Origin of the sequence: Sinorhizobium sp. 8-89 (assembly GCF_030124325.1) — a bacterium.
Lineage (GTDB): Bacteria > Pseudomonadota > Alphaproteobacteria > Rhizobiales > Rhizobiaceae > Sinorhizobium.
In genome coordinates this window covers 60,555-85,525 of the sequence record NZ_JASKLR010000010.1, presented here as the reverse complement: position 1 = coordinate 85,525, position 24,971 = coordinate 60,555, and the positions used below count along the sequence as shown (strand labels likewise).

General features: G+C 60.7%; 24 protein-coding genes. 8 read left to right on the top strand and 16 right to left on the bottom strand.

The window, feature by feature from the left end; all coding sequences use genetic code 11:
* The first annotated feature begins 52 nt into the window (after positions 1–52).
* Genes QN219_RS19410 through QN219_RS19400 form a run of 3 tightly spaced genes read left to right on the top strand, consistent with a single transcriptional unit; the run spans position 53 to position 3,192 of the window.
* The gene (locus QN219_RS19410; RefSeq protein ID WP_284001467.1) at positions 53–1,246 is read left to right on the top strand and encodes an amino acid ABC transporter permease; all 1,194 of its coding nucleotides are present in this window, start codon (positions 53–55) and stop codon (positions 1,244–1,246) included.
* Between the two features lie 4 nt (positions 1,247–1,250).
* Positions 1,251–2,408, top strand: a complete 1,158-nt coding sequence (locus QN219_RS19405) for an amino acid ABC transporter permease (protein WP_284001466.1) — start codon at positions 1,251–1,253, stop codon at positions 2,406–2,408.
* Between the two features lie 13 nt (positions 2,409–2,421).
* Complete coding sequence (locus QN219_RS19400; protein ID WP_173512708.1) at positions 2,422–3,192, top strand: amino acid ABC transporter ATP-binding protein; 771 nt, start codon at positions 2,422–2,424, stop codon at positions 3,190–3,192.
* A 149-nt stretch (positions 3,193–3,341) separates the two neighbouring features.
* On the opposite strand, the gene QN219_RS19395 is transcribed toward QN219_RS19400, so the two are convergent.
* Positions 3,342–3,506: a hypothetical protein gene (locus QN219_RS19395; protein ID WP_309486602.1), complete on the bottom strand. Its 165-nt coding sequence runs from the start codon at positions 3,504–3,506 to the stop codon at positions 3,342–3,344.
* Positions 3,507–3,659: 153 nt separating this feature from the next.
* Between QN219_RS19395 and QN219_RS19390 the strand changes: the two genes are divergently transcribed.
* Entirely contained in the window at positions 3,660–4,277 is a 618-nt protein-coding gene (locus QN219_RS19390) for a GntR family transcriptional regulator (RefSeq protein WP_284001465.1), read from the top strand.
* A gap of 188 nt (positions 4,278–4,465) precedes the next feature.
* On the opposite strand, the gene QN219_RS19385 is transcribed toward QN219_RS19390, so the two are convergent.
* From QN219_RS19385 to cysG, 5 genes are all read right to left on the bottom strand, one after another.
* Positions 4,466–5,278, bottom strand: a complete 813-nt coding sequence (locus tag QN219_RS19385; protein ID WP_284001464.1) for a ferredoxin--NADP reductase — start codon at positions 5,276–5,278, stop codon at positions 4,466–4,468.
* Between the two features lie 146 nt (positions 5,279–5,424).
* On the bottom strand, positions 5,425–5,925 hold the full coding sequence (locus QN219_RS19380; protein WP_284001463.1) for a DUF934 domain-containing protein: 501 nt from the start codon (positions 5,923–5,925) through the stop codon (positions 5,425–5,427).
* Positions 5,926–5,940: 15 nt separating this feature from the next.
* On the bottom strand, positions 5,941–7,614 hold the full coding sequence (locus QN219_RS19375) for a nitrite/sulfite reductase (protein WP_284001462.1): 1,674 nt from the start codon (positions 7,612–7,614) through the stop codon (positions 5,941–5,943).
* Between the two features lie 14 nt (positions 7,615–7,628).
* Positions 7,629–7,943 (bottom strand): DUF2849 domain-containing protein, encoded by a 315-nt coding sequence (locus QN219_RS19370; RefSeq protein WP_173512703.1) that lies wholly within the window; start codon positions 7,941–7,943, stop codon positions 7,629–7,631.
* Positions 7,944–7,954: 11 nt separating this feature from the next.
* Positions 7,955–9,415, bottom strand: coding sequence for a siroheme synthase CysG (gene cysG / locus QN219_RS19365; protein WP_284001461.1), 1,461 nt, complete (start codon positions 9,413–9,415; stop codon positions 7,955–7,957).
* 230 nt (positions 9,416–9,645) lie between these two features.
* Between cysG and QN219_RS19360 the strand changes: the two genes are divergently transcribed.
* Together QN219_RS19360 and mazG are read left to right on the top strand one after the other, a co-directional pair.
* A complete protein-coding gene (locus QN219_RS19360) occupies positions 9,646–10,233 on the top strand; it encodes a nucleoside deaminase (protein ID WP_284001460.1) in 588 nt (195 codons plus the stop codon).
* 3 nt (positions 10,234–10,236) lie between these two features.
* On the top strand, positions 10,237–11,070 hold the full coding sequence (gene mazG, locus QN219_RS19355) for a nucleoside triphosphate pyrophosphohydrolase (protein WP_284001459.1): 834 nt from the start codon (positions 10,237–10,239) through the stop codon (positions 11,068–11,070).
* 23 nt (positions 11,071–11,093) lie between these two features.
* Here mazG and hflX read toward each other — a convergent pair whose 3' ends face one another.
* From hflX to dusB, 9 genes are all read right to left on the bottom strand, one after another.
* Positions 11,094–12,491: a GTPase HflX gene (hflX, locus tag QN219_RS19350; RefSeq protein WP_284001458.1), complete on the bottom strand. Its 1,398-nt coding sequence runs from the start codon at positions 12,489–12,491 to the stop codon at positions 11,094–11,096.
* Between the two features lie 6 nt (positions 12,492–12,497).
* The gene (hfq, locus tag QN219_RS19345; RefSeq protein WP_003535434.1) at positions 12,498–12,740 is read right to left on the bottom strand and encodes an RNA chaperone Hfq; all 243 of its coding nucleotides are present in this window, start codon (positions 12,738–12,740) and stop codon (positions 12,498–12,500) included.
* 109 nt (positions 12,741–12,849) lie between these two features.
* On the bottom strand, positions 12,850–13,713 hold the full coding sequence (locus tag QN219_RS19340) for a D-amino-acid transaminase (RefSeq protein ID WP_284001457.1): 864 nt from the start codon (positions 13,711–13,713) through the stop codon (positions 12,850–12,852).
* Positions 13,714–13,726: 13 nt separating this feature from the next.
* Entirely contained in the window at positions 13,727–15,103 is a 1,377-nt protein-coding gene (gene trkA, locus QN219_RS19335; protein WP_284001456.1) for a Trk system potassium transporter TrkA, read from the bottom strand.
* Between the two features lie 66 nt (positions 15,104–15,169).
* Positions 15,170–16,534, bottom strand: coding sequence for a two-component system response regulator NtrX (ntrX, locus tag QN219_RS19330; protein ID WP_173512696.1), 1,365 nt, complete (start codon positions 16,532–16,534; stop codon positions 15,170–15,172).
* A complete protein-coding gene (locus QN219_RS19325) occupies positions 16,524–18,797 on the bottom strand; it encodes a PAS domain-containing sensor histidine kinase (RefSeq protein ID WP_173512695.1) in 2,274 nt (757 codons plus the stop codon). Before QN219_RS19325 ends, ntrX begins: the two co-directional genes overlap by 11 nt.
* Before the next feature lie 206 nt (positions 18,798–19,003).
* Positions 19,004–20,458 (bottom strand): nitrogen regulation protein NR(I), encoded by a 1,455-nt coding sequence (ntrC, locus tag QN219_RS19320; RefSeq protein ID WP_284001455.1) that lies wholly within the window; start codon positions 20,456–20,458, stop codon positions 19,004–19,006.
* Positions 20,455–21,612 carry a nitrogen regulation protein NR(II) gene (locus QN219_RS19315; protein WP_284001454.1) on the bottom strand — a complete coding sequence of 386 codons (1,158 nt, stop codon included), beginning with the start codon at positions 21,610–21,612 and terminating at the stop codon, positions 20,455–20,457. The genes ntrC and QN219_RS19315 overlap by 4 nt, the downstream gene beginning before the upstream one ends.
* On the bottom strand, positions 21,609–22,637 hold the full coding sequence (dusB, locus tag QN219_RS19310) for a tRNA dihydrouridine synthase DusB (RefSeq protein WP_284001453.1): 1,029 nt from the start codon (positions 22,635–22,637) through the stop codon (positions 21,609–21,611). Before dusB ends, QN219_RS19315 begins: the two co-directional genes overlap by 4 nt.
* Positions 22,638–22,814: 177 nt before the next feature.
* Here dusB and QN219_RS19305 point away from each other — a divergent pair, with 177 nt between their 5' ends.
* Both QN219_RS19305 and QN219_RS19300 read left to right on the top strand, forming a co-directional pair.
* A complete protein-coding gene (locus QN219_RS19305) occupies positions 22,815–24,029 on the top strand; it encodes a bifunctional 2-C-methyl-D-erythritol 4-phosphate cytidylyltransferase/2-C-methyl-D-erythritol 2,4-cyclodiphosphate synthase (RefSeq protein ID WP_284001452.1) in 1,215 nt (404 codons plus the stop codon).
* Complete coding sequence (locus QN219_RS19300) at positions 24,029–24,526, top strand: CinA family protein (protein WP_284001597.1); 498 nt, start codon at positions 24,029–24,031, stop codon at positions 24,524–24,526. Before QN219_RS19305 ends, QN219_RS19300 begins: the two co-directional genes overlap by 1 nt.
* Here the strand turns inward: QN219_RS19300 and QN219_RS19295 are convergent.
* Complete coding sequence (locus QN219_RS19295; RefSeq protein ID WP_284001451.1) at positions 24,514–24,963, bottom strand: type II toxin-antitoxin system RatA family toxin; 450 nt, start codon at positions 24,961–24,963, stop codon at positions 24,514–24,516. The genes QN219_RS19300 and QN219_RS19295 overlap by 13 nt on opposite strands.
* Positions 24,964–24,971 lie beyond the last annotated feature (8 nt).

The following is a 24,971-nucleotide window of genomic DNA, read 5'->3' as shown; positions in this document are numbered from 1 at the left end:
ATCCCAACGATAAGAACACTCAAAAAGAGTGGATAGGGGAAAGAGGCATTGCATGGCCATTGGCGCAACAACCACGCCTGAAAAAGAGAAACCTGCCGGTTCATTCATCAACGATCCGCAGGTGCGCGGGATATTCTACCAGGCAATCACGGTCATTATCCTCGCACTACTGATTTACTGGATCGCCGACAATACGATCGAGAACCTGAGGCGCGCGAACATCGCTTCCGGATACGGCTTCGTCAGGGGCCGCGCAGGCTTTGACGTCGGGCAATCCCTGATCGCCTTTACGAGTGATTCCACCTATGGCCGCGCGCTGGTGGTCGGCTTCTTGAACACCCTGCTTGTGGCGATTGCGGGGATCATCACGGCAACGATCATCGGCTTTATCGTCGGCATCGGCCGCCTTACGCACAACTGGATCATTGCGAAACTGTCGCTCGCATACGTCGAGGTTTTCCGCAACATTCCTCCGTTGCTCGTCATCTTCTTCTGGTACAGCGGCGTTCTTGCGGTGCTGCCGCAGGCGCGTGAAGCGCTCGCCCTCCCCTTGAATATCTTCGTGAGCAACCGCGGTGTCGCCTTTCCGAAACCTGTCTTCGGAGATGGTTTTCAGTACACGTTCTACGCCTTCATCCTTGCCGCGCTCGCCAGCTTCTTGGTCAGCCGCTATGCGCGCCGGAAGCAGGCCGAGACCGGGCAGCGCATGCCGGTGCTTTGGACCGTGCTCGGGCTCGTCATCGGCTTGCCGCTGGTGACGTTCCTTGCGACCGGAGCACCACTTGCCTTCGATGTGCCTGTTGCAGGCAAGTTCAACCTCACCGGCGGTTCGGTCGTCGGACCGGAATTCCTGTCGCTGTTCCTTGCGCTTTCCTTCTACACCGCAGCGTTCATCGCGGAGATCGTCCGCGCGGGCATTCGCGGCGTGTCCAAAGGGCAGTCGGAGGCGGCGCACGCGCTCGGCATCCGCCCCAGGTTGACGACGCGCCTGGTGGTCGTGCCGCAGGCGATGAGGATCATCATCCCGCCGCTGACGAGCCAGTATCTCAATCTCACCAAGAACTCGTCGCTCGCGATCGCTATCGGCTATGCCGACCTCGTCGCCGTCGGCGGTACGATCCTGAACCAGACCGGGCAAGCGATCGAAGTGGTCAGCATATGGCTCATCGTCTATCTGAGCCTCAGTCTCGCGACGTCGCTGTTCATGAACTGGTACAACGCCCGCATGGCTCTGGTGGAGAGGTGAGATCATGAACACGCACCAGGCAAGTTTTGTTCGTGCCTCGATGATCGAGGCCTCACCGGCACCGTTGCTGGAAAGCGGCGTTGCTTACTGGCTGAGAAAGAACCTCTTCGCCACGCCGAAGGACACGGCCCTGACGATCATCAGCCTGCTTGTTTTGGCATGGCTGATTCCGCCAGCAATCCAGTGGCTCTTCATCGACGCGGCCTGGAGTGGCGGCGGTCGTGGCGTTTGCGCCACGGTGGCCCAGGGTGGCTCGCAACCGGATGGCTGGAGTGGTGCCTGCTGGGCTTTCGTCAACGCGAAGTTCAGCCAGTTCATCTTCGGGCGCTATCCGCCTGATGAACGTTGGCGGCCCGCTCTCGTCGGTGTCATCTTCGTGCTCATTCTCGTGCCGATGCTGATCCCGAAGGTTCCATACAAGGGACTGAACGCCTTTCTCCTCCTCGTCGTGCTGCCGATCCTCGCCATCATTCTGCTGCCGGGCGGCTGGCTTGGCCTGACCTATGTGGAGACGCCGCTCTGGGGCGGCCTCATGGTCACGCTCGTCCTTTCGTTCGTCGGCATTGCAGTCTCGCTTCCTCTGGGCGTGCTGCTGGCGCTCGGCAGGCGTTCGACGATGCCCGTGATCAAGATGCTCTGCACGATCTTCATCGAGATCGTTCGCGGCATTCCGCTGATTACAGTGCTTTTCATGGCGAGCGTGATGCTGCCGCTGTTCCTGCCGCAGGGCGTCACTTTCGACAAATTCCTGCGCGCCCTGATCGGCGTATCGCTCTTCGCGTCGGCCTATATGGCGGAGGTCGTGCGCGGTGGCCTGCAGGCGATCCCGAAGGGCCAGTACGAAGGCGCCGATTCGCTCGGCCTGGGTTACTGGCAGAAAATGAATCTGATCATCCTGCCGCAGGCGCTGAAGCTGGTGATCCCCGGCATCGTGAACACCTTCATCGGCCTGTTCAAGGATACATCGCTGGTCTCGATCATCGGCATGTTCGACCTTCTTGGCATCGTCCGGCTGAATTTCTCGGATACGAATTGGGCTTCTGCGGTTACGCCGGTCTCGGGTCTGATTTTTGCAGGCTTCATATTCTGGCTTTTCTGCTTCGGCATGTCGCGCTATTCAGGCTTCATGGAGCGAGTGCTCGACACGAGCCAACAACGATAAAAAGGGGAATAACATGGCCAATCTAGCCACAACTTCCAAAATGACCGGGACCGATGTTGCGATCGAAATCACGGGCATGAACAAGTGGTACGGAGACTTCCACGTTCTGCGCGACATCAATCTCAAGGTTATGGGAGGCGAGCGCATCGTCATCGCCGGCCCTTCCGGTTCCGGCAAATCGACGATGATCCGCTGCATCAACCGGCTCGAGGAACATCAGAAGGGCAAGATCGTTGTCGATGGCATCGAGCTTACCAACGATCTGAAAAAGATCGATGAGGTGCGCCGCGAAGTCGGAATGGTTTTCCAGCACTTCAACCTGTTTCCGCATCTGACTATTCTTGAAAACTGCACGCTGGCGCCCATCTGGGTTCGCAAGATGCCGAAAAAGCAGGCCGAGGAAGTGGCGATGCACTTCCTGAGGCGCGTCAAGATTCCGGAGCAGGCGCACAAATATCCAGGCCAGCTCTCTGGCGGGCAGCAACAGCGTGTGGCGATCGCGCGTTCGCTGTGCATGAAGCCGAAGATCCTGCTGTTCGATGAGCCGACTTCGGCGCTTGATCCGGAAATGGTCAAGGAAGTGCTGGACACGATGGTCAGCCTCGCCGAAGAGGGAATGACCATGCTGTGCGTGACCCACGAAATGGGTTTCGCGCGTCAGGTCGCCAATCGAGTGATCTTCATGGATCAGGGCCAGATCGTCGAACAGAATTCGCCTGCCGAGTTCTTCGACAATCCGCAGCACGAGCGTACCAAATTGTTCCTCAGCCAGATCCTGCACTGACATCGAGAGCATAAACTCGAACGAGAACGGCCCGCCAGCAACTGGCGGGCCGTTCTCGTTCAATCGTCAGTTTTTCCACCGCCCTCGCGGGAACCGCCAAGAACGAGGCGCAAAGACGCACCGGACCGGCAACCGGCCAGCCGGAACTGTCAAAATTCGGACAGTGTCGGCCGCCTGCCGCCGGCAAGCGCCTTGCCAACGTTGGGGACTTCGATCTTCACCTTCGCGTCGAGCGTCATGTTCTCGCCAAGCGAGCCGCAAACGATCATGCCGTCCGCGCCGGCCTCGAACTCCAACGCAAAGCAGCGTTCCATCTCCGCCTTGTCGAGCTCACCCTCAGTCGTGATTTTGTGGTTACTACCGGAAATACGCCGCGCCGCATGATAGGCCCTGTCTGATATATCAGCTTACTTGCCGCCATTTCGAATATGTGGCATTTTCTGATATATCAGAACAACGGGATGCCCATGCCACCCCATTCCCAGGCCCACCTCGCCTATCTGGCGCTCGAACGCCTCATCGTCACGTTAAAGCTCAAGCCCGGATCGCTCGTAACCGAGCGTCAGCTCATCGAACTCGCCGAGCATGGCCGTACCCCTGTTCGGGAAGCGATCCAGAAACTTGCCTGGCAGGGGCTCATCGAGGTTCGCGCACGCGTGGGATTACAGATCACCATGATCCAACCGGAGGATCGCGCCCATGTGATGCAGACGCGCCAACGGTTGGAACCATTGGCGGCAGCCCTCGTCGCGCAACATGCGAGCCCCGAGGCTCGGCTGGCGATAAGCGGCTGCGAGCATGAGATGGCGGCATGTTCGGATCGAGCCGACATGGAGGGCTTCCTCGTCGCCGACAAGATGTTCGACGAAATCATGGAAGACGCCTGCCCGAACAGGTTTCTGACGGCAGCACTTGCGCCCTTGCAGACCCATGCGCGCCGCATATGGTTTGCGTCCGCGGCGCCGGAAAAGATGAAGACGTCAGTGCAACGTCACATCAAGGTGATGCGCGCGATCGAGGCAGCGGATGCCGAGAAAGCCGCCGCGGCCATGTCGCAGCTAATGGATTACCTTGTGGAAGCTTGATGTCGAGCCTCCGGCGACATGCTTCCGGTCTTCAACCGCCGCCCATTCCGGTGAAAGGCTTCTTCAAGAATATGCGGCGTCTGCGCGGCGCGCAGGGTTGATGTTTGCCTGGAGGCAAATGCTCACAAACGAAAAGAGGCGCATTCGGGACGCGCCTCTTCGTAATCATTGATATCTCGCCTGCGATGTCAGCCGACGAATGCACGCTCGATAACGAATTCCGCCGGTTTGTTGTTGGCGCCTTCCGTCAGCCCGGCGGCCTCCAGAATTTCCTTTGTGTCCTTGAGCATCGCCGTAGATCCGCAGATCATGCCGCGATCGATCGCCGGATCGAGCGGCGGAAGGCCGAGATCCGCGAAGAACTTGCCGTTGGTCATCAGGTCGGTGATCCGGCCCTTGAACGGATAGTCTTCGCGCGTCACCGTCGCATAGTGGCGAAGCTTGCCGCCTACAATCTCGTTCAGGAACTCGTGATTGCGGATTTCGTCTACGAGATCGAAACCGTATTTCAGTTCCGCCACGTCGCGGCAGGTGTGCGTAAGGATGACTTCCTCGAACTTTTCATAGGTTTCCGGATCGCGAATGAGGCTCGCGAAGGGAGCAATGCCGGTGCCGGTCGAGAACATGTAAAGCCTGCGGCCGGGCACAAGCGCGTCGAGCACCAGCGTGCCCGTCGGCTTCTTGCGCATAAGAACCTGGTCGCCCGGCTTGATCTTCTGCAGATGCGACGTCAGCGGGCCGTCCGGAACCTTGATCGAGAAGAACTCGAGTTCCTCGTCCCATGCCGGGCTCGCGACCGAATAGGCGCGATAGATGGGCTTGTCGCCGACCATGAGACCGATCATGGCGAATTCGCCGGAGCGGAAACGGAACTCCTGGGGACGGGTCATACGGAAACGGAAGAGGCGGTCCGTATAGTGCGTGACACTCGTGACCGTCTCGACAAGAACACCTGCCGGTGCCTGGATCGCGAAATCTTCCGTTTTTGCCGGAGCATTCATCGTGGCTACAGTCCTGTAATGGTGACCCTGTCTATCAAGTATGAGCGGATATTCCAACTCGCACTCGATTGAAAGGAAATCCCTTCCAAATATAGGCGCTTTCGAGGATTTCGGCTTGCTTCACACTGTCGCAACTGCGCTTTTTTTTAAGAAACGCGGCGCCAACTGTAAGATTTCACGTCCGATGAGGGCCTGGCAGTCGGCTGATAGTGATTGGCGATGCCGGGCAGGCGCCCCTCCGAAAGACGCTTGATCGCCGTCGCATTCGTCACCGCGAAACTGTCAATGCCACAACGCAACATCAACGGGATCTGGTCGATCAGCACGTCTCCGACAGCGCGGACTTCACCTTCGAAGCCGAGCCGCGCGCGAAGCAGCGATGCGTGGCTGAACGCACGTCCGTCATTGAAGGCCGGAAATGCGACTGCGACCAGAGCGACCCGATCCAGGTAAGGGGCCAACCGCGCCACGTCGTCGGCGGGCGCGATCAGGACACCAAATTCGCGCCCGTCCCCAGTGGAGACCGCGTCGAGGAACGCATCGAGGCCGTGTATCGCCTTTTCGTTCGAGCCGGCCTTGGCTTCTTCCGTCTCGATGATCCAGGGATCATCGCTCACAAAGCCGGTTTCTCTCCAGATTTTCGTCATGTTCTCGTCCCTGCCTCAAGCGGCTTCCTGAGCATTGCCGCCGTAGAGCGCATCCTTGAACGGCTGCGGCCCGACCCGGCGATAAGCCTCGAGGAAGGTCTCCGACCTGTCCCGGCGCAGGCCGAGATAAGTGTCGACGATCGTCTCGACAGCATCGGTCACCTTTTCCGGCTCGAAGCCGCGGCCGATGATTTCGCCGATCGACGTGTTCTCGTCGCCAGACCCGCCGAGCGTGATCTGATAAAGTTCGGCACCCTTCTTCTCGACGCCCAACAGGCCGATATGGCCGACGTGATGATGGCCGCAGGCATTGATGCAGCCGGAGACTTTGATCTTGAGCTCGCCGATTTCCGCTTGCCTTTCGGGGGAGCCGAAGCGGTTCGAAATTTCCTGGGCGACCGGGATCGAACGCGCATTGGCAAGCGCGCAATAATCAAGGCCGGGACAGGCGATGATATCGGTGATCAAGCCCGCATTGGCCGTCGCGAGACCGGCGGCGACCAGAGCGCGGTAGACCGGCTCCAGATCAGCGAGCGCCACATGCGGCAGAATCAGGTTCTGCTCGTGGCTGACGCGGATTTCATCGAAGGCGTATTCCTCGGCGATATCCGCAACTGCATCCATCTGTGCGTCACTGGCGTCGCCCGGGATGCCACCGATTGGCTTCAGCGAAATGGTCACCATGCCGTAGTCGGGATGCTTGTGCGGCTCGACGTTCTGGTGAACCCAGCGCGCGAATTCCGGGTCGGCCTTCTTCCAGCGCGCGAGGTTACCCCAGCCTTCCGGTCGGTTCGGCAGGGCTGCCGGCGCAAAATAAGCCGAAATTGCCTGGATGTCGGCATTCGGCAGCTTCAACTCGGTGTCCTTGAGCTTGGCGAACTCGACTTCGACCTGGCGCGCCAGCTCCTCGGCACCGGTTTCATGCACGAGGATCTTGATACGCGCCTTGTACTTGTTGTCGCGGCGGCCATAGAGATTGTAAACGCGCATGATCGCCGTGGTGTAGGACAGCAGGTCCTCTTCCGGCAGGAAGTCACGGATTTTCTTGGCGATCATCGGGGTCCGGCCCTGCCCGCCGCCGACATAGACGGCAAAGCCGAGCCTGCCATTCTCGTCCTTCTTCAGGTGCAAGCCGATGTCGTGCACCTGGATGGCGGCGCGGTCACGCTCGGCACCGGTCACCGCGATCTTGAACTTGCGCGGCAGGAACGAGAATTCCGGATGGACGCTCGACCATTGGCGGAGAATCTCGGCATAGGGGCGCGGGTCGGCAACTTCGTCGGCAGCCGCGCCGGAGAAGTGATCCGCCGTGACGTTGCGAATGCAGTTGCCCGAGGTCTGCAGCGCATGCATTTCGACGCTTGCCAGTTCCTGCAGGATGTCCGGCGTCTCGGAAAGACGCGGCCAGTTGTACTGGATGTTCTGGCGCGTCGTGAAATGACCATAGCCGCGGTCGTATTGGCGGGCGATGTGAGCGAGCATCCGCATCTGCCGGCTCGACAGCGTGCCATAGGGGATAGCAACGCGGAGCATATAGGCATGCAGTTGCAGATAGACGCCGTTCATCAACCGCAGCGGTTTGAAGGCATCTTCAGCCAGTTCACCGGACAGCCGCCGCTGGACCTGATCGCGGAACTGCTCGACACGTGCAGAAACGAAGGCGTGATCGAATTCGTCGTAACGGTACATAGGGTCTCAGGTCCTTAGGCAGCAAATTTCGGGCCGGAAAGCCCATGATATCCAGGAGCGTAGGCTATTGACGGGCCCTCGGCCCGAATCCGTTCGCGCATGCGCAGCGGGCGAAGCGTGCCGTCGACTTCCTCGACGTCGATAACGTTGACGTCCACGACTTTATTCTCGTCGAACGAGCGCTTTCCGGTCGCTTCAAGCGCCGCGATGGCCTCGGCGTGGCGGGCGACGAAGGCGTCCTGCAGCGACTCCACCCAATTGCCGGAGGCGTCGAGCCAGACGGATATGCCATCCGCCAGTCGGTTTGCCGTCAAGACCTTGTCCACCATTCGCGTCGCCCTCAATTCAAAATCTGTTCAGCGCGTTCCGCGCTAGAAGCGTCCCTGGCCTCGGCGCCCTGCCGCCGCCCGGCAGCAAGCGGCTCTGACCGGTCGAAATTCGCACCCGCAACAGCATCACCAATGATCACCATGACCGGGCCGTCGAGCTCCGTGCGGGCCTCAAGATCCGGCAGATCGCGAAGAATCCCGTGCAGCAGGCGCCGATCGGCGCGGCTGGCGTTCTCGACCACGGCGACCGTCGTCTCCTGCGGAAGGCCCGCCTGCATGAGCCGTGTGGCAACCGAAGCCGCTACAGTGCGCCCCATATAGACCGCAATCGTCGCGCCGGTAACAGCAAGCCGCGCCCAGTCGGGCAGCACGTCACCGGCAAGGTCATGGCCGGTCGTGAAGACCAGCGACGACGCGACACCGCGAAGGGTCAACGGCAACTCGAAGTCTGCCGCTGCAGCAAAAGCGGACGTGATGCCGGGAACAATCTCGTAGCTCATGCCGGCTTCTCGCAATGCAGCCATCTCCTCGCCGGCTCGACCGAAGATCAGAGGATCGCCGGACTTCAGCCGAACGACACGCTTGCCCTCGCCTGCGAGTTTCACCAGCAACTGATTGATTTCGTCCTGCGATTTGGTGTGGCAGCCTTTACGTTTGCCGACCGAAAGGCGCTCGGCATCGCGACGCCCCATGTCGACGATCGCCTGCGGCACGAGCGCGTCATAGACGATCGCATCGGCCTCCATCATCACGCGCTGCGCGCGGAGCGTCAGCAAGTCTTCCGCTCCCGGGCCGGCACCCACGAGCCAGACATGACCAGAAACGCGATCTGCGCCATCCAGCAGCCGCGACGCCTCGCGGCGAGCCGAGACGACATCGCCAAGCGCAACATGATCTGCCACCGGACCGGAGAAGAACCGCCGCCAGAAAACGCGGCGCGCGACACCGCGCGGCACGTGCCGCTCAACCGCATCGCGATAGCTTGCAGCCAAAGATGCGACGACGCTGAGCGACGGAGAAAGCAATTGATCGATCTGGGCGCGGATCATCTGCGCCAGAACGGGTCCCGCCCCTTCCGTACCGATCGCGACGGCGACCGGTGCCCGATTGACAAGTGCGGGCGTCAGGAAATCGCAATAATCCGGCTGATCGACGGCATTTGCAGGGATTTTTCTCTCCCGCGCGGCGGCAACGATCGCCCTGTCCGCCGCGGCATCACCGGTCGCAGCGAACACGAGGACGGCGCTCTCGACCTGATGCGCGTCAAAGGCTTCCCGAACGGTCTCAAGGCCGTTGGTCTGAAGGAATGTCTCGAAAGAGGCCTCGGGCGCATCCGCATAAACGACGATACGCGCCTGGGTATTCAAAAGCAGCCGCACCTTGGCAAAAGCCTCGTCCCCATTACCGAACACCGCCACGCGCTTCTGCGCGACGCTAAAGAATGTCGGGAAAAAGGACAGTTGCTGCGACATCACTGAAAGAGCGGCTCCTTCTACAGGCTGCGGCGAATATCCTCCATAGCCGGCAACAATTGAAGAAACAGAAATTTCAATGCTTTTCCGGCCACGTATTGTTTTGCTCGACAGTCAGCCATTTTGAGTAAATATCTCCGGGCAGACAGCTCCGCGAGCCTGGCTCGGCCATTGCGCCGGCGAGCCGACCTCCGTTAAATGCCGCCTTGATATTTGCGGAGGGTACAGAAATGAAACAATCGGAACTGGCCGAACGCCTGTTGACGGTGATCGAAAAAGACATCCTTCCGCTGACGGAAAAAGGCGTGGCAGCCGGCAACAAGGTCTTCGGCGCGGCGATCCTGCGCAAGTCCGATCTTTCGCTCGTGCTTGCGGAGACCAACAACGAGACGGAAAATCCGCTATGGCACGGCGAAGTCCATACGCTCAAGCGCTTTTACGAGATAGCCGACAAGCCCGATACGCGAGAGCTGATCTTCCTCTCGACCCATGAGCCCTGCTCGATGTGCCTTTCTGCCATCACCTGGGCGGGATTTGACAATTTCTACTACTTCTTCAGCCACGAGGATTCGCGCGATAGCTTCTCGATCCCTCACGACCTGAAGATCCTGAAGGAAGTCTTCCGGCTGGAGCCGGGCGGCTATGCACAGGAAAACGCCTTTTGGAAATCGGCCTCGATAGCGGCACTGACGCGCGACGCCGACCTACAGACAAAGGAAAGGCTCGCCGCGCAGGACGCGCGTATCCGCGAGCGCTATCACCGCCTGTCTGAAGACTATCAGGCCGGCAAGGACCAGAACGCCATACCGCTGAACTGAACCATGGAACCTTCTCGCGACATTCAACGCCTGCTCGACATCATGGCGGCGCTCCGCCAGCCGGACACCGGCTGCCCCTGGGATATCGTCCAGACCTTCGAGACGATAAAGCCCTACACGATCGAAGAAGCCTATGAGGTCGCCGACGCAATCGAGCGCCACGACATGGACGATCTCTGCGACGAGCTCGGTGACCTTCTGCTGCAGGTGGTCTTTCACGCCCGAATGGCGGAAGAAGCCGGCGAGTTCTCCTTCGGCGATGTCGTCGAAGCCGTGACCCGCAAGATGATCCGTCGCCATCCGCACGTCTTCGCCCGCTCCGACGCCGATACGCCCGAGGCGGTCAAGCTGCAATGGGACGAGATCAAGCGAGCCGAGAAGGCCGACCGGCGGCAGCGGCGCATACGGCGTGGCCTGCCGCAGGACGCGGACGCCAGCCATCTCGGTTCCGTGCAGCGCAGCTTCCCTGCCCTGGTCGAAGCGCTTAAGCTTCAGGAACGCGCGGCAAAAGTCGGCTTCGACTGGTCGAAGCCCGAACCGATCCTCGACAAGATCGAGGAGGAGATCACCGAACTGCGGCAGGCCCTCAAGAATGGAGACCAGCGAAAGGTGGCCGACGAACTCGGCGACCTGATTTTCGCTGTCGTCAATATCGGGCGCCATGTCGGCACCGATCCGGAAATGGCGCTCCGCGGCACCAATACCAAGTTCCGCCGACGCTTCGGTCACATAGAGCAGGAGCTGGAAGCAGGCGGAGAGAGCCTCGACGCCGCCTCGCTGGAGCGCATGGAAGAGCTCTGGCAGGCCGCCAAGGCGATCGAGCGCCAGCTGACGTAACGGGATGCCGTTGCGTCAGCTCGTCACCAGTCCTCTTCGACCGGTTTCGGTCCGTTACCGAGCCGCCGTTCAAGCTCGGCAGCCTCGCCTTCGGTCAGGCGCAGATCAAGGCTGACCCTTCCGTCTTCCAGATCGTCGCGTCCATCAACGATCGAGTGCTCGTACACCCAAGGCAAGAGCTGCAGCTGATCGAGACCGAGCACGACCGTGCACTCAGTCAGCACACCCGAAAGACGACCTCCAATCTCAGCAAGCAGTTGATCGACACCCTCGCCGGTAATCGCGGAAACGGCGACCGTATTGGCCGTAGCTGCCGCCTTGTTCACCAGCGCCTCGTGCATTTCCGGTTCGAGCCTGTCGATCTTGTTCCAGACCTCGATGATACGCTCGGCGCCTTTCTTCTCGTCGATGCCGAGATCGGCAAGGATGCGCAACACATCGCTTGCCTGCGCCTGGTTGTCCGGATCGGAGAGGTCGCGCACATGCAGGATCAGGTCCGCTTCGAGGACTTCCTCGAGCGTCGCCCGGAAGGCTGCAACAAGGTGTGTTGGCAGATCGGAGATGAAGCCGACCGTATCGGACAGAATGACCATGCGCCCATGCGGAAGCTTCAGACGTCGAAGCGTCGGATCGAGCGTCGCGAAAAGCATGTCCTCGGCCAGCACGCCCGCGCCGGTCATCCGATTGAAGAGCGTCGATTTGCCCGCGTTCGTATAGCCGACCAGCGCCACGATCGGGTGCGGCACCTTCTTTCGCTTCGAACGGTGAAGCTGCCGAGTGCGCCGCACCTGTTCGAGCTCACGCTCCAGGCGGACGATCCTTTCCTGGAGCAGCCTGCGGTCGGCCTCGATCTGGGTTTCACCGGGACCGCCCATGAAGCCCGCGCCGCCGCGCTGGCGTTCAAGGTGGGTCCAGCTTCTGACCAGGCGGCCCTTCTGATAGTTGAGGTGCGCGAGATCGACCTGAAGCGTGCCTTCCTTGGTGGAAGCACGACGCCCGAAGATTTCCAGAATGAGGCCCGTGCGGTCGATGACCTTGGCGTTCCATTCCTTCTCGAGATTGCGCTGCTGCACCGGCGTCAGCGGGTGATCGACGATCACCAGCCCGGCATCCTTTTCGTTCAGGATGTGGCCGATCTCCTCGATCTTGCCGCTGCCGAGCAAAGTTCCCGGCTTCGGCTGGGCCACGGGAACGATCATGCCGTGCACGACGTCGAGATCTATCGCAAGCGCGAGACCGGTTGCCTCTTCCAGACGGCTTTCGTCGGAGCGCGTCACCGGTGCAGACAGGATCTCGGCTGATGCCTTTCCTGTCTTCTTCAGAACAGGAACGACGACAACCGCGCGCATGTCATCGCGGAGCTTTTCCAGCTCCGGAATGACTGACGACGATTTTGAATCACGCTTGGTAATGTTCCTCACGTCCCGTCAGGATGCGGCTTCCTCATTCTCGAACATTTGCAGCGGCTGACCCGGCATGATCGTCGAGATGGCGTGCTTGTAGACGAGCTGAGAATGGCCGTCGCGGCGCAACAATACACAGAAATTGTCAAAAGATGTGACCACACCCGTCAATTTGACGCCGTTGATGAGGAAAATGGTCAATGAAATCTTTTGCTTGCGGACGGTATTGAGAAAGAGATCCTGCAAGTTTTGAGAACGTTCCGCCATCGCGCCGCTTCTTTCTTATTTGCCGGCCTTTGGGCGCCGGTGCATTTTGTCTAATTCTGCGTTTCGAGGCGTCACAGTATCCTTCCCCGACACCTCTCCAAGTTTGGTATCAAATCAATGTCTTTTCCGCAATGTCGAAAAAGGCTTCGCGAATATTCTGTGCTATGCTTCCGGGATAGCCATTGCCGATCGGCTTTCCGTCGACCGAGACGACGGGAAAGCAGATGCTCGTCGCGGCGGTGATGAACACTTCGCGCGCGGCAAACATTTCCTCTACCGAAAACGCCTTTTCCTCGACCTTCAGACCAAGGGGCTTCGCCACGTCCATCAGTGTCGTCCGGGTTATGCCCCGCAGAATGCCGTGCTCTGCCGGACGTGTGCGCAACGTGCCGTTACCATCGACGATCCAGACGTTCGTCGCCGCCCCCTCTTTGACGGTGCCGTCTACGTCGACGAAAATCGCCTCCTGCGCTCCGAGTTCCTTTGCCTTCTGGCGCGCGAGAACATTCGGCAGGAGGCCGACCGTTTTGATATCTACCCGATCCCATCGGTTCTCCGGCACCGTGATCGCAGCAATTCCCTCGGCATTCTTTTTTGCGATTGCCGCGGCATCCGTGCGCCTCGCCGTGACGACGAGCGAAGCCGGCGTATCCTTTGTCGGGAAGACGTGGTCGCGCCGCGCGACGCCACGGGTTACCTGCAGGTAAAAGAGCCCGTGGCGCACCAGGTTCCTGCGCAACACCTCGCGAATGACGTGAACCAGCGCCGCCCTGCTCATCGGCCAGCCGATCCGCAGTTCCGTCAAGGATCGGTCGAGGCGATCCAGATGCCGGCTGAGGTCCACGATGAAGCCGTGCCGAACCTCGCAGACCTCATAGACGCCGTCCGCGAACTGGTAGCCGCGGTCTTCTATATGAACTGCAGCTTCGGAATGCGGCACGTAAGCGCCGTTGACATAGGCAATTCTCGGCATCGGGATCGCGACCTCAGAAATATTGGATGCTGACTCGGAAAAGCTGTTCGACATGGCGCACGGCGTCGGCGGATGCGAAGAGAACGACGCGATCCTTCGCCTTTATCCTCGTGTTGCCGTCAGGACGAATGAAAGTCTTGTCGCGATAGAGCGCGCCGATGCGGATCCCCTCCGGCAGTTCAAGCTCGCGGAGCGCCTTGCCGACCAGCGGCGACGTTTCGAGTGCCTCGGCCTCAATGACTTCCGCCGCCCCGTTCTGCACCGCATAGACCGACCGAATGCGGCCTTTCCTGACATGCTGCAGGACGCGCGAGATCGTCACGGCTCTCGGGTTGATATGCGCGTCGACTCCGGCAGTACCGGCAAAATCCTGGTAGGCCGGCTCATTGATCAGGACCAGGGTCGACTTTGCGCCCAGGCGCTTGGCCATCATGCTGCCGAGAATATTGATCTGATCGTTGTTCGTAAGGGCGACCACGAGATCGGCCTCCTGAACATCCGCCTGCATCAGGATCCGCTGATCCATGGCCGAGCCGTTCAAGACGACCGTGTTGCTCAGCTTGTCGGCCATGAGCACCGCGCGGTCCCGGTCGCTCTCGATGAGCTTGACGCGCATGCGGGGCTGCTGCTCCTCGATCGTGCGCGCGACGAAATAGCCAATGTTGCCGCCGCCCATGATGATGATCCGCCGCGCCTCCTGCTCCTCATGTCCGAAGAGCCCCAGCGTGCGGCGCGTATGATCTCGATCGCAGACGACATAAGCGAGATCCCCCGTCTGCAATTGATCGGCGGAATGCGGCACGATCAGCTTTCCGTCCCGGAAAATCCCGGTGACGGTCGCCAGAAGATCCGGGAAGAGCTCGCTCAGTTGCTGCAGCGGCGTGTCCACCACGGGACAATCTTCCATGCACTCGATCGCGACCATGGCGATGCGATCCTCGGCGAAGCGAACCACGTCGGTCGCGCCCGGAAAGGAAATGCGCCGAAGAACGAGCCGCCCGACTTCGATTTCCGGCGAAATCGTCACGTCGATCGGGACGTTCTCCCGTGAAAAGAGGTCCGAATATTCCGGTACGAGATAATTCTGAGCGCGAATCCGGGCGACCTTGGTCGGCACGTTGAAGATCGCATGCGCCACTTCGCAGGCGACGATGTTGACCTCGTCGAAAAGGGTCACCGCGATGATCATGTCAGCCTGATCGGCACCGGCTCTCGCCAGCACATCCGGATGGGCGCCGTGGCCGACATAGCCGCGCACATCCAGCGTCTCGGTGATGTGCGCGATGAGCGCGGCGGACGTATCGATCACCGAAACGTCGTTGTTTTCCTGTGACAGGCGCTCGGCGATCCCGTATCCGACCTGTCCGGCGCCGCAAATGACAACTTTCATCGCCGTTCCTTCATCTCACAAACTGCAGCGCTGAGAGGCGAAAAACCGCCGCCAATCCGCTCCGGATCAGACGCCCAGCGACTTCAGCTTGCGATGAAGCGCGGAACGCTCCATGCCGACGAACTCCGCCGTGCGCGAGATGTTTCCGCCGAATCGGTTGATCTGGGCGATCAGATAATCGCGCTCGAACATTTCACGAGCCTCGCGCAGCGGCAAGGTCATGATGTGCTGATCACCTTGTGCGGAAATCTTCGGCAGCGTGTCGCCGACCTCTGTCGGCAGCATGTCGGCGGTGATCGGCGTATCGGGCCCGTCGCTGCGTGCGAGAATCATCAAGCGTTCGATGTTGTTGCGCAACTGGCGGATGTTGCCCGGCCAGTCATGCGCCTGCAGGACTGCGAGCGCATCCTCGCCGATCTTGCGGGGGCGTATGCCCGCCTGTTCGCTCACCTGACGCATGAACATGTCCACAAGGAAGGGTATGTCTTCACGCCTTTCGGCAAGAGCCGGGACGCGCACCGGGATCACCGCCAGCCGGTGGAACAGGTCCTCGCGGAAAAGGCCTTCCGAGATCATGTTTTCCAGGTTGTAGGCGGTCGAAGAGATGATGCGGACATCCACCTTGACGCGCTTCGAGCCGCCTACACGCTCGAACTGCTGATCGACAAGGACGCGCAAGATCTTGTTTTGCGTTTCCCGCGGCATTTCGCCGATTTCGTCGAGATAGAGAATGCCGCCATGGGCTTCTTCCAAGGCACCCGTTCGGCGTGGTTGGCCCGGCGTGCCTTCCGTGCCGAAAAGCGCGATTTCCATGCGATCCGGGGTGATTGCCGCCGCGTTCAGCGCGACGAACGGCCCGGACGAACGCGTGGATTTCCGATGGATCATGCGTGCGACAAGTTCCTTGCCCGAACCTGAAGGCCCCTGGATCATGATCCGGCTGTTGGTCGGCGCCACCTTTTCGATCGTCTGCCGCAGCTGCGATACGGCGACGGAGGTTCCGATAAGCTCCACCGGATCGCCGGACTTTCTTTTCAGTTCCGAGACCTCGCGCTTAAGCTTGGAATTCTCCAACGCCCGCTCGGCGATGAGAATCAGCCGGTCCGCCTTGAACGGTTTCTCGATGAAATCGTAAGCGCCACGCTTGATGGCGGAAACAGCCGTTTCGATGTTGCCGTGACCGGAAATCATCACCACCGGCAGATCGGGATGGCGGCCCTTGATTTCGTCAAGCAGCGCCAGTCCGTCGAGGCGACTACCCTGCATCCAGATGTCCAGGAAAACCAGTCTCGGCACACGATCGTTGATCGCCGCAAGCGCGCTGTCGCTGTCAAAAGCCGTCCGGGTCTCGTGACCCTCGTCCGACAGGATTCCCGAGACGATCTCCCGGATGTCCTCCTCATCGTCCACAACCAGAATATCAGCCGCCATTGGTATTACCCTTATCCTTTACAGTATCTTCGCCCCCGGTCTCCCCGGCAGGCGGCAGGATCACCCGGATCATCGCCCCGACGCCGCCGTCGAAATCGACCGGTGCGTCGTGCAGTTCCAGTTGTCCGCCATGGTCCTCGATGATTTTCTTGACGATTGCGAGGCCGAGACCGGTGCCCTTTTCGCGCATCGTCATGTAGGGCTCCAGAATTCTGTGCCGGTTTTCGGTCGGCAGCCCCTTGCCGTTGTCGATGACGTCAACGACGAAGCGGCCGGAAGCACCCTCGCGACGGGAGCGAATGATGATGGTCGGCGCACCACGCGACGTTCCAGCGGGAACGGCCTCGATCGCCTCGACCGCGTTCTTGACGATGTTGCCGAAAGCCTGGCCGAGCATGCGGCCGTCGAACTGGCCCTCGAGCGGCTCGTCACCGAAATCACGAACGAAGGTGATGTGCGTGTTGCCCATCTCGCGAAGAAAAACGGCATCCTTGAGGATCGAGCGCAGGTCGGATTTTTCCTTCGTCGGCTTCGGCATCCGTGCAAAGGCGGAGAATTCGTCGACCATCCGGCCGATATCCTCCACCTGCCGCACGATGGTATCGGTGCATTGATCGAAGACGGCCCGGTCCTGCTGGTCGATCTGCTTGCCGTACCGGCGCCTCAGGCGCTCGGCCGAAAGCTGGATCGGTGTCAGCGGGTTCTTGATCTCGTGGGCAATGCGGCGCGCCACATCGGCCCATGCGGTCGACCGCTGCGCGATCACCAGATCGGTGATGTCGTCGATGGTGATCACGTAGGAACCGTGCGAGTCGTCGCCTTCCTCCCGCGTCACCTGAACGTTGAGCGTGCGCTCGGTTCCGCCGCGCATGATGTTGATCTGCTTGCGGTAGTCGTTGCGATAGCGGCTTTCGGCCTCGATCAGCACCGCATCGATCTCCGGCGCAACCTCGCTGAGGCTTGCGCCCAGCAGTCCCGGCGCGGCCGTCCTCAGGAACTCTTCCGATGAGGGATTGGCGATGGTGATGCGACGGTCCTTGCCAACACCGATAACCGCGGTCGTGACGCCAGAAAGCACGGCCTCGATAAAGCGGCGGCGCTGATCCACTTCGTCCTTCGCCACCAGGATCTGCTCCTGCTGCGTACGGATCTCGCTGACCATTTTGTTGAAGGTGCGCGACAGATTGCCCACGTCGCCATCGACGGCGCGCACCGGAACGACGACGTCGAGATTGCCGGAGGCCACGCTGTCCGCAGCACCGATCAACTGCCGGATCGGTCGAACGATACGATCGGCAACGGCAATCGCCGTCCAGATTGCCGCCAGCAGAACGATGAGAGCAAAGCCGATATAGAGAACGCCGAAGGCGATCTGCAGCGACGTGCGCCCGGCCTCCAGAGCCTTGTATTCGGCAGTGTTCTCCTCCATCAGCCGCATCGAACGCATCACTTCGGGATCGACGTTGCGAACCGTGTAGAGATAGGTACCGGGTATATTGTCGAGTGGAATGACGGCGCCGACGAGGTTGGTGACGCCCGGAGGAATAAGCGTCGGCTGGCCGGAAATAGTGCTTTTAAGCGCATCCTGCGGAATAGCCGGCAGCGGCCGCTCGGTCGAGATATTCGCCTGAAGGATGGCGCTGCCGTCGGCGCGGACCAGGAAGGCGCCAAGCATGCCGCGCCCCCTCGCCTGCCGCGTCATCAATTCGGTGAAGCCGGTGCGATCGAGGCTGTAGAGCTGCCGGTTGCGCTCGAGGTCATTGGCCATCGACACAGTCTGGCCTTGCAGGTAGCTGGCATTCTCCAGCACATAAGCTTGCGCGACGTTCAGCGACGAGCGGACGATCGCCTGTGTCCGCAGGGAGAACCAGCGGTCGAGCCCGACGTCGAGGGTGATGCTAGCGAAAATCGCGACCAGAATCGCAGGCGTTATCGCGACGATCGAAAACAGCGCAACGATGCGCACATGCAGCCGCGCTGCCGCTCTTCCCTTGCTGCGCGCCCTCAGCAGTCTAAGAATTTCGCGCGCGATCAGGTAGATCAGACCGACGACGAAGACGCCGTTGATACCCGCACAGGCGATGACGATGTTTCGCTCTGGCCGAACGGGGGTAAGGCCGAGGAGAACGAGCAGCGACAAGGTGGCACAGATCAGCGCGCCGGTGGCGAGCATCAATCCGGGCAGGGCGAAGGATGCCCGCCGATCCTGGACAGTTGCGACCCTGTCCTCTGTGCCCAATGGCAGGGCCATTCCGTCCACCATGTAAAATGCTTCCCCCAAACCGGCGCCCGACGGCGCCGGCAAACGCGAACTTTAACAGGTCAAAGAAACTGACCGCAACGCCCCGCCCCAAAACGTATCGGCGAGCGCCGATCGGATGAGTCGCGTTCAACGACGACGCAGCGAATCGACGCTATGGACGTTCAAGCAACGCATTGTGGCGAAAATGCAACGGTGTTGCATCGCAGTCAAGCACTGCGTGAACTGCGGTAAACAGAGACTCCGAGTTCGCGGATCTTCTTGCGCAGCGTGTTTCGGTTAAGGCCGAGGAGGTCGGCAGCCTTGATCTGGTTGCCCCTGGTCGCCGTCAGGGCTGCAAGGATCAGTGGGTACTCCATCTCCGCGAGCACCCGATCATAGAGGCCGGAGGGCGGCAAGGCATCGCCGAAACTTGCGAAGTACTGCCGCATATTCTCTTCAACTGCCTGGGAAATCGACATCGAACCGGAGCGGGTCGCCGACTTTTCGATCGGGCTGTCGGGGATCTCCGAGCGTAGCTCGTTCTCGATGATCTCCCTGGTGATCACATCCTGTGGATAAAGCGCCGTCAGCCGCCTCACCAGATTTTCGAGTTCTCGCACATTGCCGGGCCACGGATGCGCCTTCATCAGTTCCAGCGCTTCCTGGTCGAAACGCTTGACGTCGAGCCCTTCCTTTTCGGCCTGCTGGACGAAATGGCGGACGAGATCCGGAATATCCTCCGCCCGGTCCCTGAGCGGCGGCAAGCGCAGTGGCACGACGTTCAAGCGATAGTAGAGATCCTCGCGGAAAAGCCCTTGATTGATCGACTGTTTCAGGTCCTTGTTCGTCGCGGCGACGATCCGTACGTCCGAGCGGATCGGCGTGCGCCCGCCGACGGTCGTGTATTCGCCCTGCTGCAACACACGCAGGAGCCTGGTCTGGGCATCCATCGGCATGTCGCCGATCTCGTCGAGGAAGAGCGTTCCGCCTTCCGCCTGCTCGAAACGGCCGGTCGAGCGCGTCTGTGCGCCGGTAAAGGCGCCCTTCTCGTGGCCGAACAGCTCCGATTCGATAAGGTCGCGCGGGATCGCCGCCATGTTGATCGCAACGAAGGGGCCATTCCGGCGCTTGCCGTAGTCGTGCAGCGCGCGCGCGACCAGTTCCTTGCCGGTCCCCGATTCCCCGGTGATCATCAATGTGAGATCGGTCTGCATCAGGCGCGCGAGCACCCGGTAGATTTCCTGCATGGCGGCCGAGCGGCCGACAAGCGGCATACCGTCCTGCGAATCGTCGTCGATCCTGGAGGGACGACGCTTCGGTTCGGCGAGCGCCCGACCGATGATCCCGATCAGTTCCGTCAGGTCGAAAGGCTTCGGGAGGTAGTCATAGGCTCCCTTTTCGGACGCCTTGATGGCTGTCATGAACGTGTTCTGCGCGCTCATCACGAGAACAGGCAGATCCGGACGCGCCTTCTTGATCCGAGGCAGAAGGTCGAAGGCGTTCTCATCCGGCATTATGACGTCGGTCACGACCAGATCACCGTCGCCAGCAGCGATCCAGCGCCACAGCGTCGCCGCATTGGAGGTGATGCGCACATCATAGCCGGCGCGGCTCAGAGCCTGGTTGAGCACGGTGCGAATGGCGGCATCGTCATCCGCGACGAGGATCGTAGCACCCGTCATGCAATGTTTCCTTTTGTCATCGGAATTTCGTCGTCATCCGCCGCGGGCCCCTTGGACGCCGGCATCAGAACACGGAAGGTGGTGCGGTTGTGCTGGCTATCGCATTCAACGATGCCCCCATGGCCGCCGATGATCTTGGCGACCAGCGCCAGCCCCAGGCCCGAGCCGTTCGTCTTCGTGGTGATGAACGGGTCGAAAAGATGCGGCAGCAGATCCGACGGAACGCCGGGCCCGTTGTCGTGCACGCAGAACTCAAGCGGCAGCGAGATCTTTTCGCGCGTTCCGGCAACCGAGAGCCGAATGCCGGGCCGATAGGCCGTCGTCAGCATGATCTCGCCGTCCGTCCGGTCGCCGATCGCCTCGGCGGCATTCTTGATCAGGTTGAGGAATACCTGAACGAGCTGGTCTCGATTGGCATAAACCGGGGGCAGTGACGGGTCGTAGTTCTCGGAAATCTTGATTCTGCGGGCAAAGCCAGCCTTGGCAATCGCCTTCACGTGGTCGAGCACGGAATGGATATTGAGCGGTACGCGATCGACCGGCCGTTCGTCGGAGAAGACCTCCATGCGGTCGACGAGCGATACGATACGGTCCGTCTCGTCACAGATCAGCCGAGTCAAGGCCCGGTCCTCGTCGTTGACCGATGTTTCGAGAAGCTGTGCAGCGCCGCGAATGCCGGAAAGCGGGTTCTTGATCTCGTGGGCCAGCATCGAGGCGAGACCGGTCACCGATCGCGCGGCGCCTCGATGGGTCAGCTGCCGATCGATTTTGTCGGCCATCGAGCGCTCTTGGAAGACGATAACCACGGACCCCGGTGCGGAGAGAACCGGCGCAACGTAGAGATCGACGAGCTTGTCGGCGCCAAGACGCGGCGAGCTCAGATCGACCCTGTATTCGTTGACAGGCGCCCGTCGTTCGCGAACCTGATCGATCAACGTCAGCAGCGGGCTGCCGAATGGAATGAACGCGCTGATGTTATGGCGGGCGAGATGATTGGCGCTGGCGCCAAAAAAGGACTCGGCTTCCCAGTTGGCGAAGGCCACCAGGCCATTTTCGTCAACAAGGATTACAGGGTTCTGGATCGCGTTCAGAACCGCCATGGAAAGATCGTTCGCATCTCCCACCGGCTCCATTGCCATTGCCTTGTCCGTCATGCCGCCATCTCCTCGTTGATCGGTGCGACGCCGGAATTCGCGATCGCGGCAGCGACCCGGTCGCTGACCAGATCCGGATCGGTAGATGTCAGGATCGCCGCCTTGTCCGCGGACGAGAGATCCGGTGCGAAACGCTCGATGTACCAGCCGACATGCTTGCGAGCGTGCCGAAGGCCGATCTGAGGCCCATAGAATTCGAGCATCGTTGCGTAGTGCTCGGCGAAGATCTTCGCGATCTCCAATGCATCGGGATGAAGACGAGCGCCGGCAAGAACACCCGCATGCCAAGGCCGCCCCTGTGACGAACGACCGACCATGACCGCGTCGGCACCCGACCGGCGCAGGATTTCCGTCGTGTCTGCCACCGTATCGACGTCGCCATTGGCGATGAGAGGGACCGAGATGACGTCGCGAACCGCACGAAGCGCGTCCCAGTTCGCCTTTCCGCTATAGAACTGCATCCGGGTGCGGCCGTGAATCGTGATGGCCCGCACACCCGCCTCTTCGGCCCTGCGGGCAATCAACGGAGCATTGATCGAGTTCTCGTCCCAACCGAGCCGCATCTTCAGCGTTACAGGCACGGAAACGGCCCTGACGATTGCTTCGACAAGCGACAGCGCGTGATCGGGGTCGCGCATCAGGGCGGAACCGGAATAGCCGCCGGTCACTTTCTTCGCCGGGCAGCCCATGTTGATGTCGATGATGTCGGCGCCGTTCGCCTCGACGATCCTTGCGGCCTCCGCCATCCAGTGCGCCTCACGACCTGCGAGCTGGACGATGTGCGGCTCGATGCCCGAATTCTTCAGCCGCACCCAGGATTCGGCGGCGTTACAGACCAGTTCACGGCTGGCGACCATTTCCGTCACCACAAATCCCGCGCCGAAACGCCAGGCGAGCGTGCGGAAAGGCAGATCCGTCACCCCGGACATCGGCGCGAGCGCCACCCGGTTGCGGATTTCAACATTCCCGATCCGGAGCGACGATGACAGGGCCAGTAGTGGCAAATGCATATCTTTCAGGCACATGTTCTTCTTGCACTATTTTTAGACATTGTTATTCGGCTTGCCAAGCGATTTCCACGCGCCCGGCGAAATTCCTCACATGGCTCCAATGACGGCTTCCAACGGCGGGGGCTGGCAATGGCGGGGCCTTCGCGGTAGATCACGGCAAAGATCGGCGAAATGCGGGACCACATACATAAGATGCAGCCTGAAGAACAGTTCTCCTGTGGTGTCGTCATCGTCGCGGCCGGCCGCGGCGAGCGTGCCGGCCAATCGGCCGAGGGGCCGAAACAGTACCGGACGATCGGCGGCCGCCCCGTTATCGCGCACACGCTTAACATTTTCGCGACATGGGCAGGAACGGGACCGGTGGTTGTGGTCATCCACCCGGACGACGAGGAATTGCTTGCCTCCGCTTTGAAGCGCGTGCTCACGCCAAGCGATTTGACCATCGTGCACGGAGGAGCGACGCGGCAGCTTTCGGTCCTCGCCGGCTTGGAGGCGATTGCAACTGCTGGCGCCAAATACGTCATGATCCACGACGCAGTGCGCCCCTTTGTCGACCACGCCCTGCTCGATCGCTGCCGGGCAGCGCTGCTGGCCGGTGCGGAGGCGGTCCTGCCGGCGATCGCCGTCGCCGATACGCTGAAGCGGGCCGGCGCAAATGGCGTCGTAAGAGAGACCGTCCCACGGACCAACCTCTTTGCGGCACAGACGCCGCAGTGTTTCAAGTTGGACGCGATCCTCTCCGCGCACCGTGCCGCCAACGCCGACGCAAAAGCGGATTTCACCGATGACGCGTCCATTGCCGAATGGGCGGGCATCCCCGTTGTCCTGGTCGAAGGTATGGTGGACAACGTCAAGCTCACGTTGCAGAGGGATATTTCGATGGCTGATGAAAGGCTCACGGGCAGCACGATCCCGGACGTGCGCACCGGCAATGGCTACGACGTCCATCAACTCATCGAAGGCGACGGCGTCACGCTTTGCGGCGTGTTCATTCCGCACGATCGCAAACTCTCCGGCCATTCCGATGCCGATGTCGCTCTGCATGCGCTGACCGACGCACTTCTCGCAACCTGCGGCGCAGGTGATATCGGCGATCATTTCCCTCCATCGGATCCGCAATGGAAGGGTGCGCCTTCCCGTATCTTTCTGGAGCATGCGGCGCGTATCGTGCGCGAGCGCGGCGGCGTCATCACCAATGCGGACGTATCGATCATCGCTGAAGCACCGAAGGTCGGGCCGCACCGGCAGCAGATGCGAGAGAACCTGGCAGCAATGCTCTGCATCGCAATCGACCGCTGCTCGATCAAGGCGACCACCAATGAAAAGCTCGGCTTCATTGGCCGAAACGAAGGCATCGCGGCAATCGCAACTGCGACGGTCGTCTACGCGCCGGGGAGCAGCGCATGATGTGGCCGGCCGATATCGAGCGAAAGGCCCACGCGATCGTCGCGGACTTCACCCAACGCAAACTGAAGCTCGCTACGGCGGAGTCATGTACGGGCGGCTTAATTGCCGGCGCGCTAACCGAGATTGCCGGTTCGTCGCTCGTTGTCGACCGGGGTTTCGTCACCTACTCCAACGACGCCAAGATCCAGATGCTCGGTGTTGAACTCGCGACGCTCGCCGCCCACGGCGCGGTCTCGCGCGAAACCGCCATCGAAATGGCACGCGGCGCCGTCTCCCATTCCGGGGCGGATGTCGCGGTCGCGGTGACAGGAATAGCTGGCCCGGGCGGAGGTTCGGTGGAAAAGCCGGTGGGGCTCGTCCACCTGGCGGCGACAGGGCGCAATGGCAGGGTGCTTCACCGTGAGATGCGCTATGGCGACATCGGCCGCGACGCGGTTCGAATGGCGGCCGTCAGAACCGCACTCGATCTCCTCGAAGAGATCGCTCAGGAGGCGTAGACTTCATCGGCTCGCTTTTCGAAGGCTTCCGAAAACATGCGGAACGCCCGGTCGAACATGGTGCCCATCAAGGCCCCCAGAATGCGGCTCTTGAACTCGTAGTCGATATAGAAGTGCACGATCGACAGCTTTTCGCCGGTCGGCTCGAAGCGCCACTCATTGTCGAGATATTTGAACGGCCCGTCGATATAGTTGACGTCGATCGTGCGCTCGGCCTTGTTGAGTAGAACCTGGGTCGTGAAGGTCTCGCGGATCGCCTTGTAACCGACGGTCATGTCGGCCAGCAGCAACACCTTGCCATCTCGCTCCTTGCGTGAGCGCACGCTCAAGGCCTCACAGAGCGGCAGAAACTCCGGATAGCGATCGACGTCGGCGACGAGATCGAACATCTGATCGGCCGAATGCTTGACGACATGGTTGGTTTCAAAGTGTGGCATGACTCGCA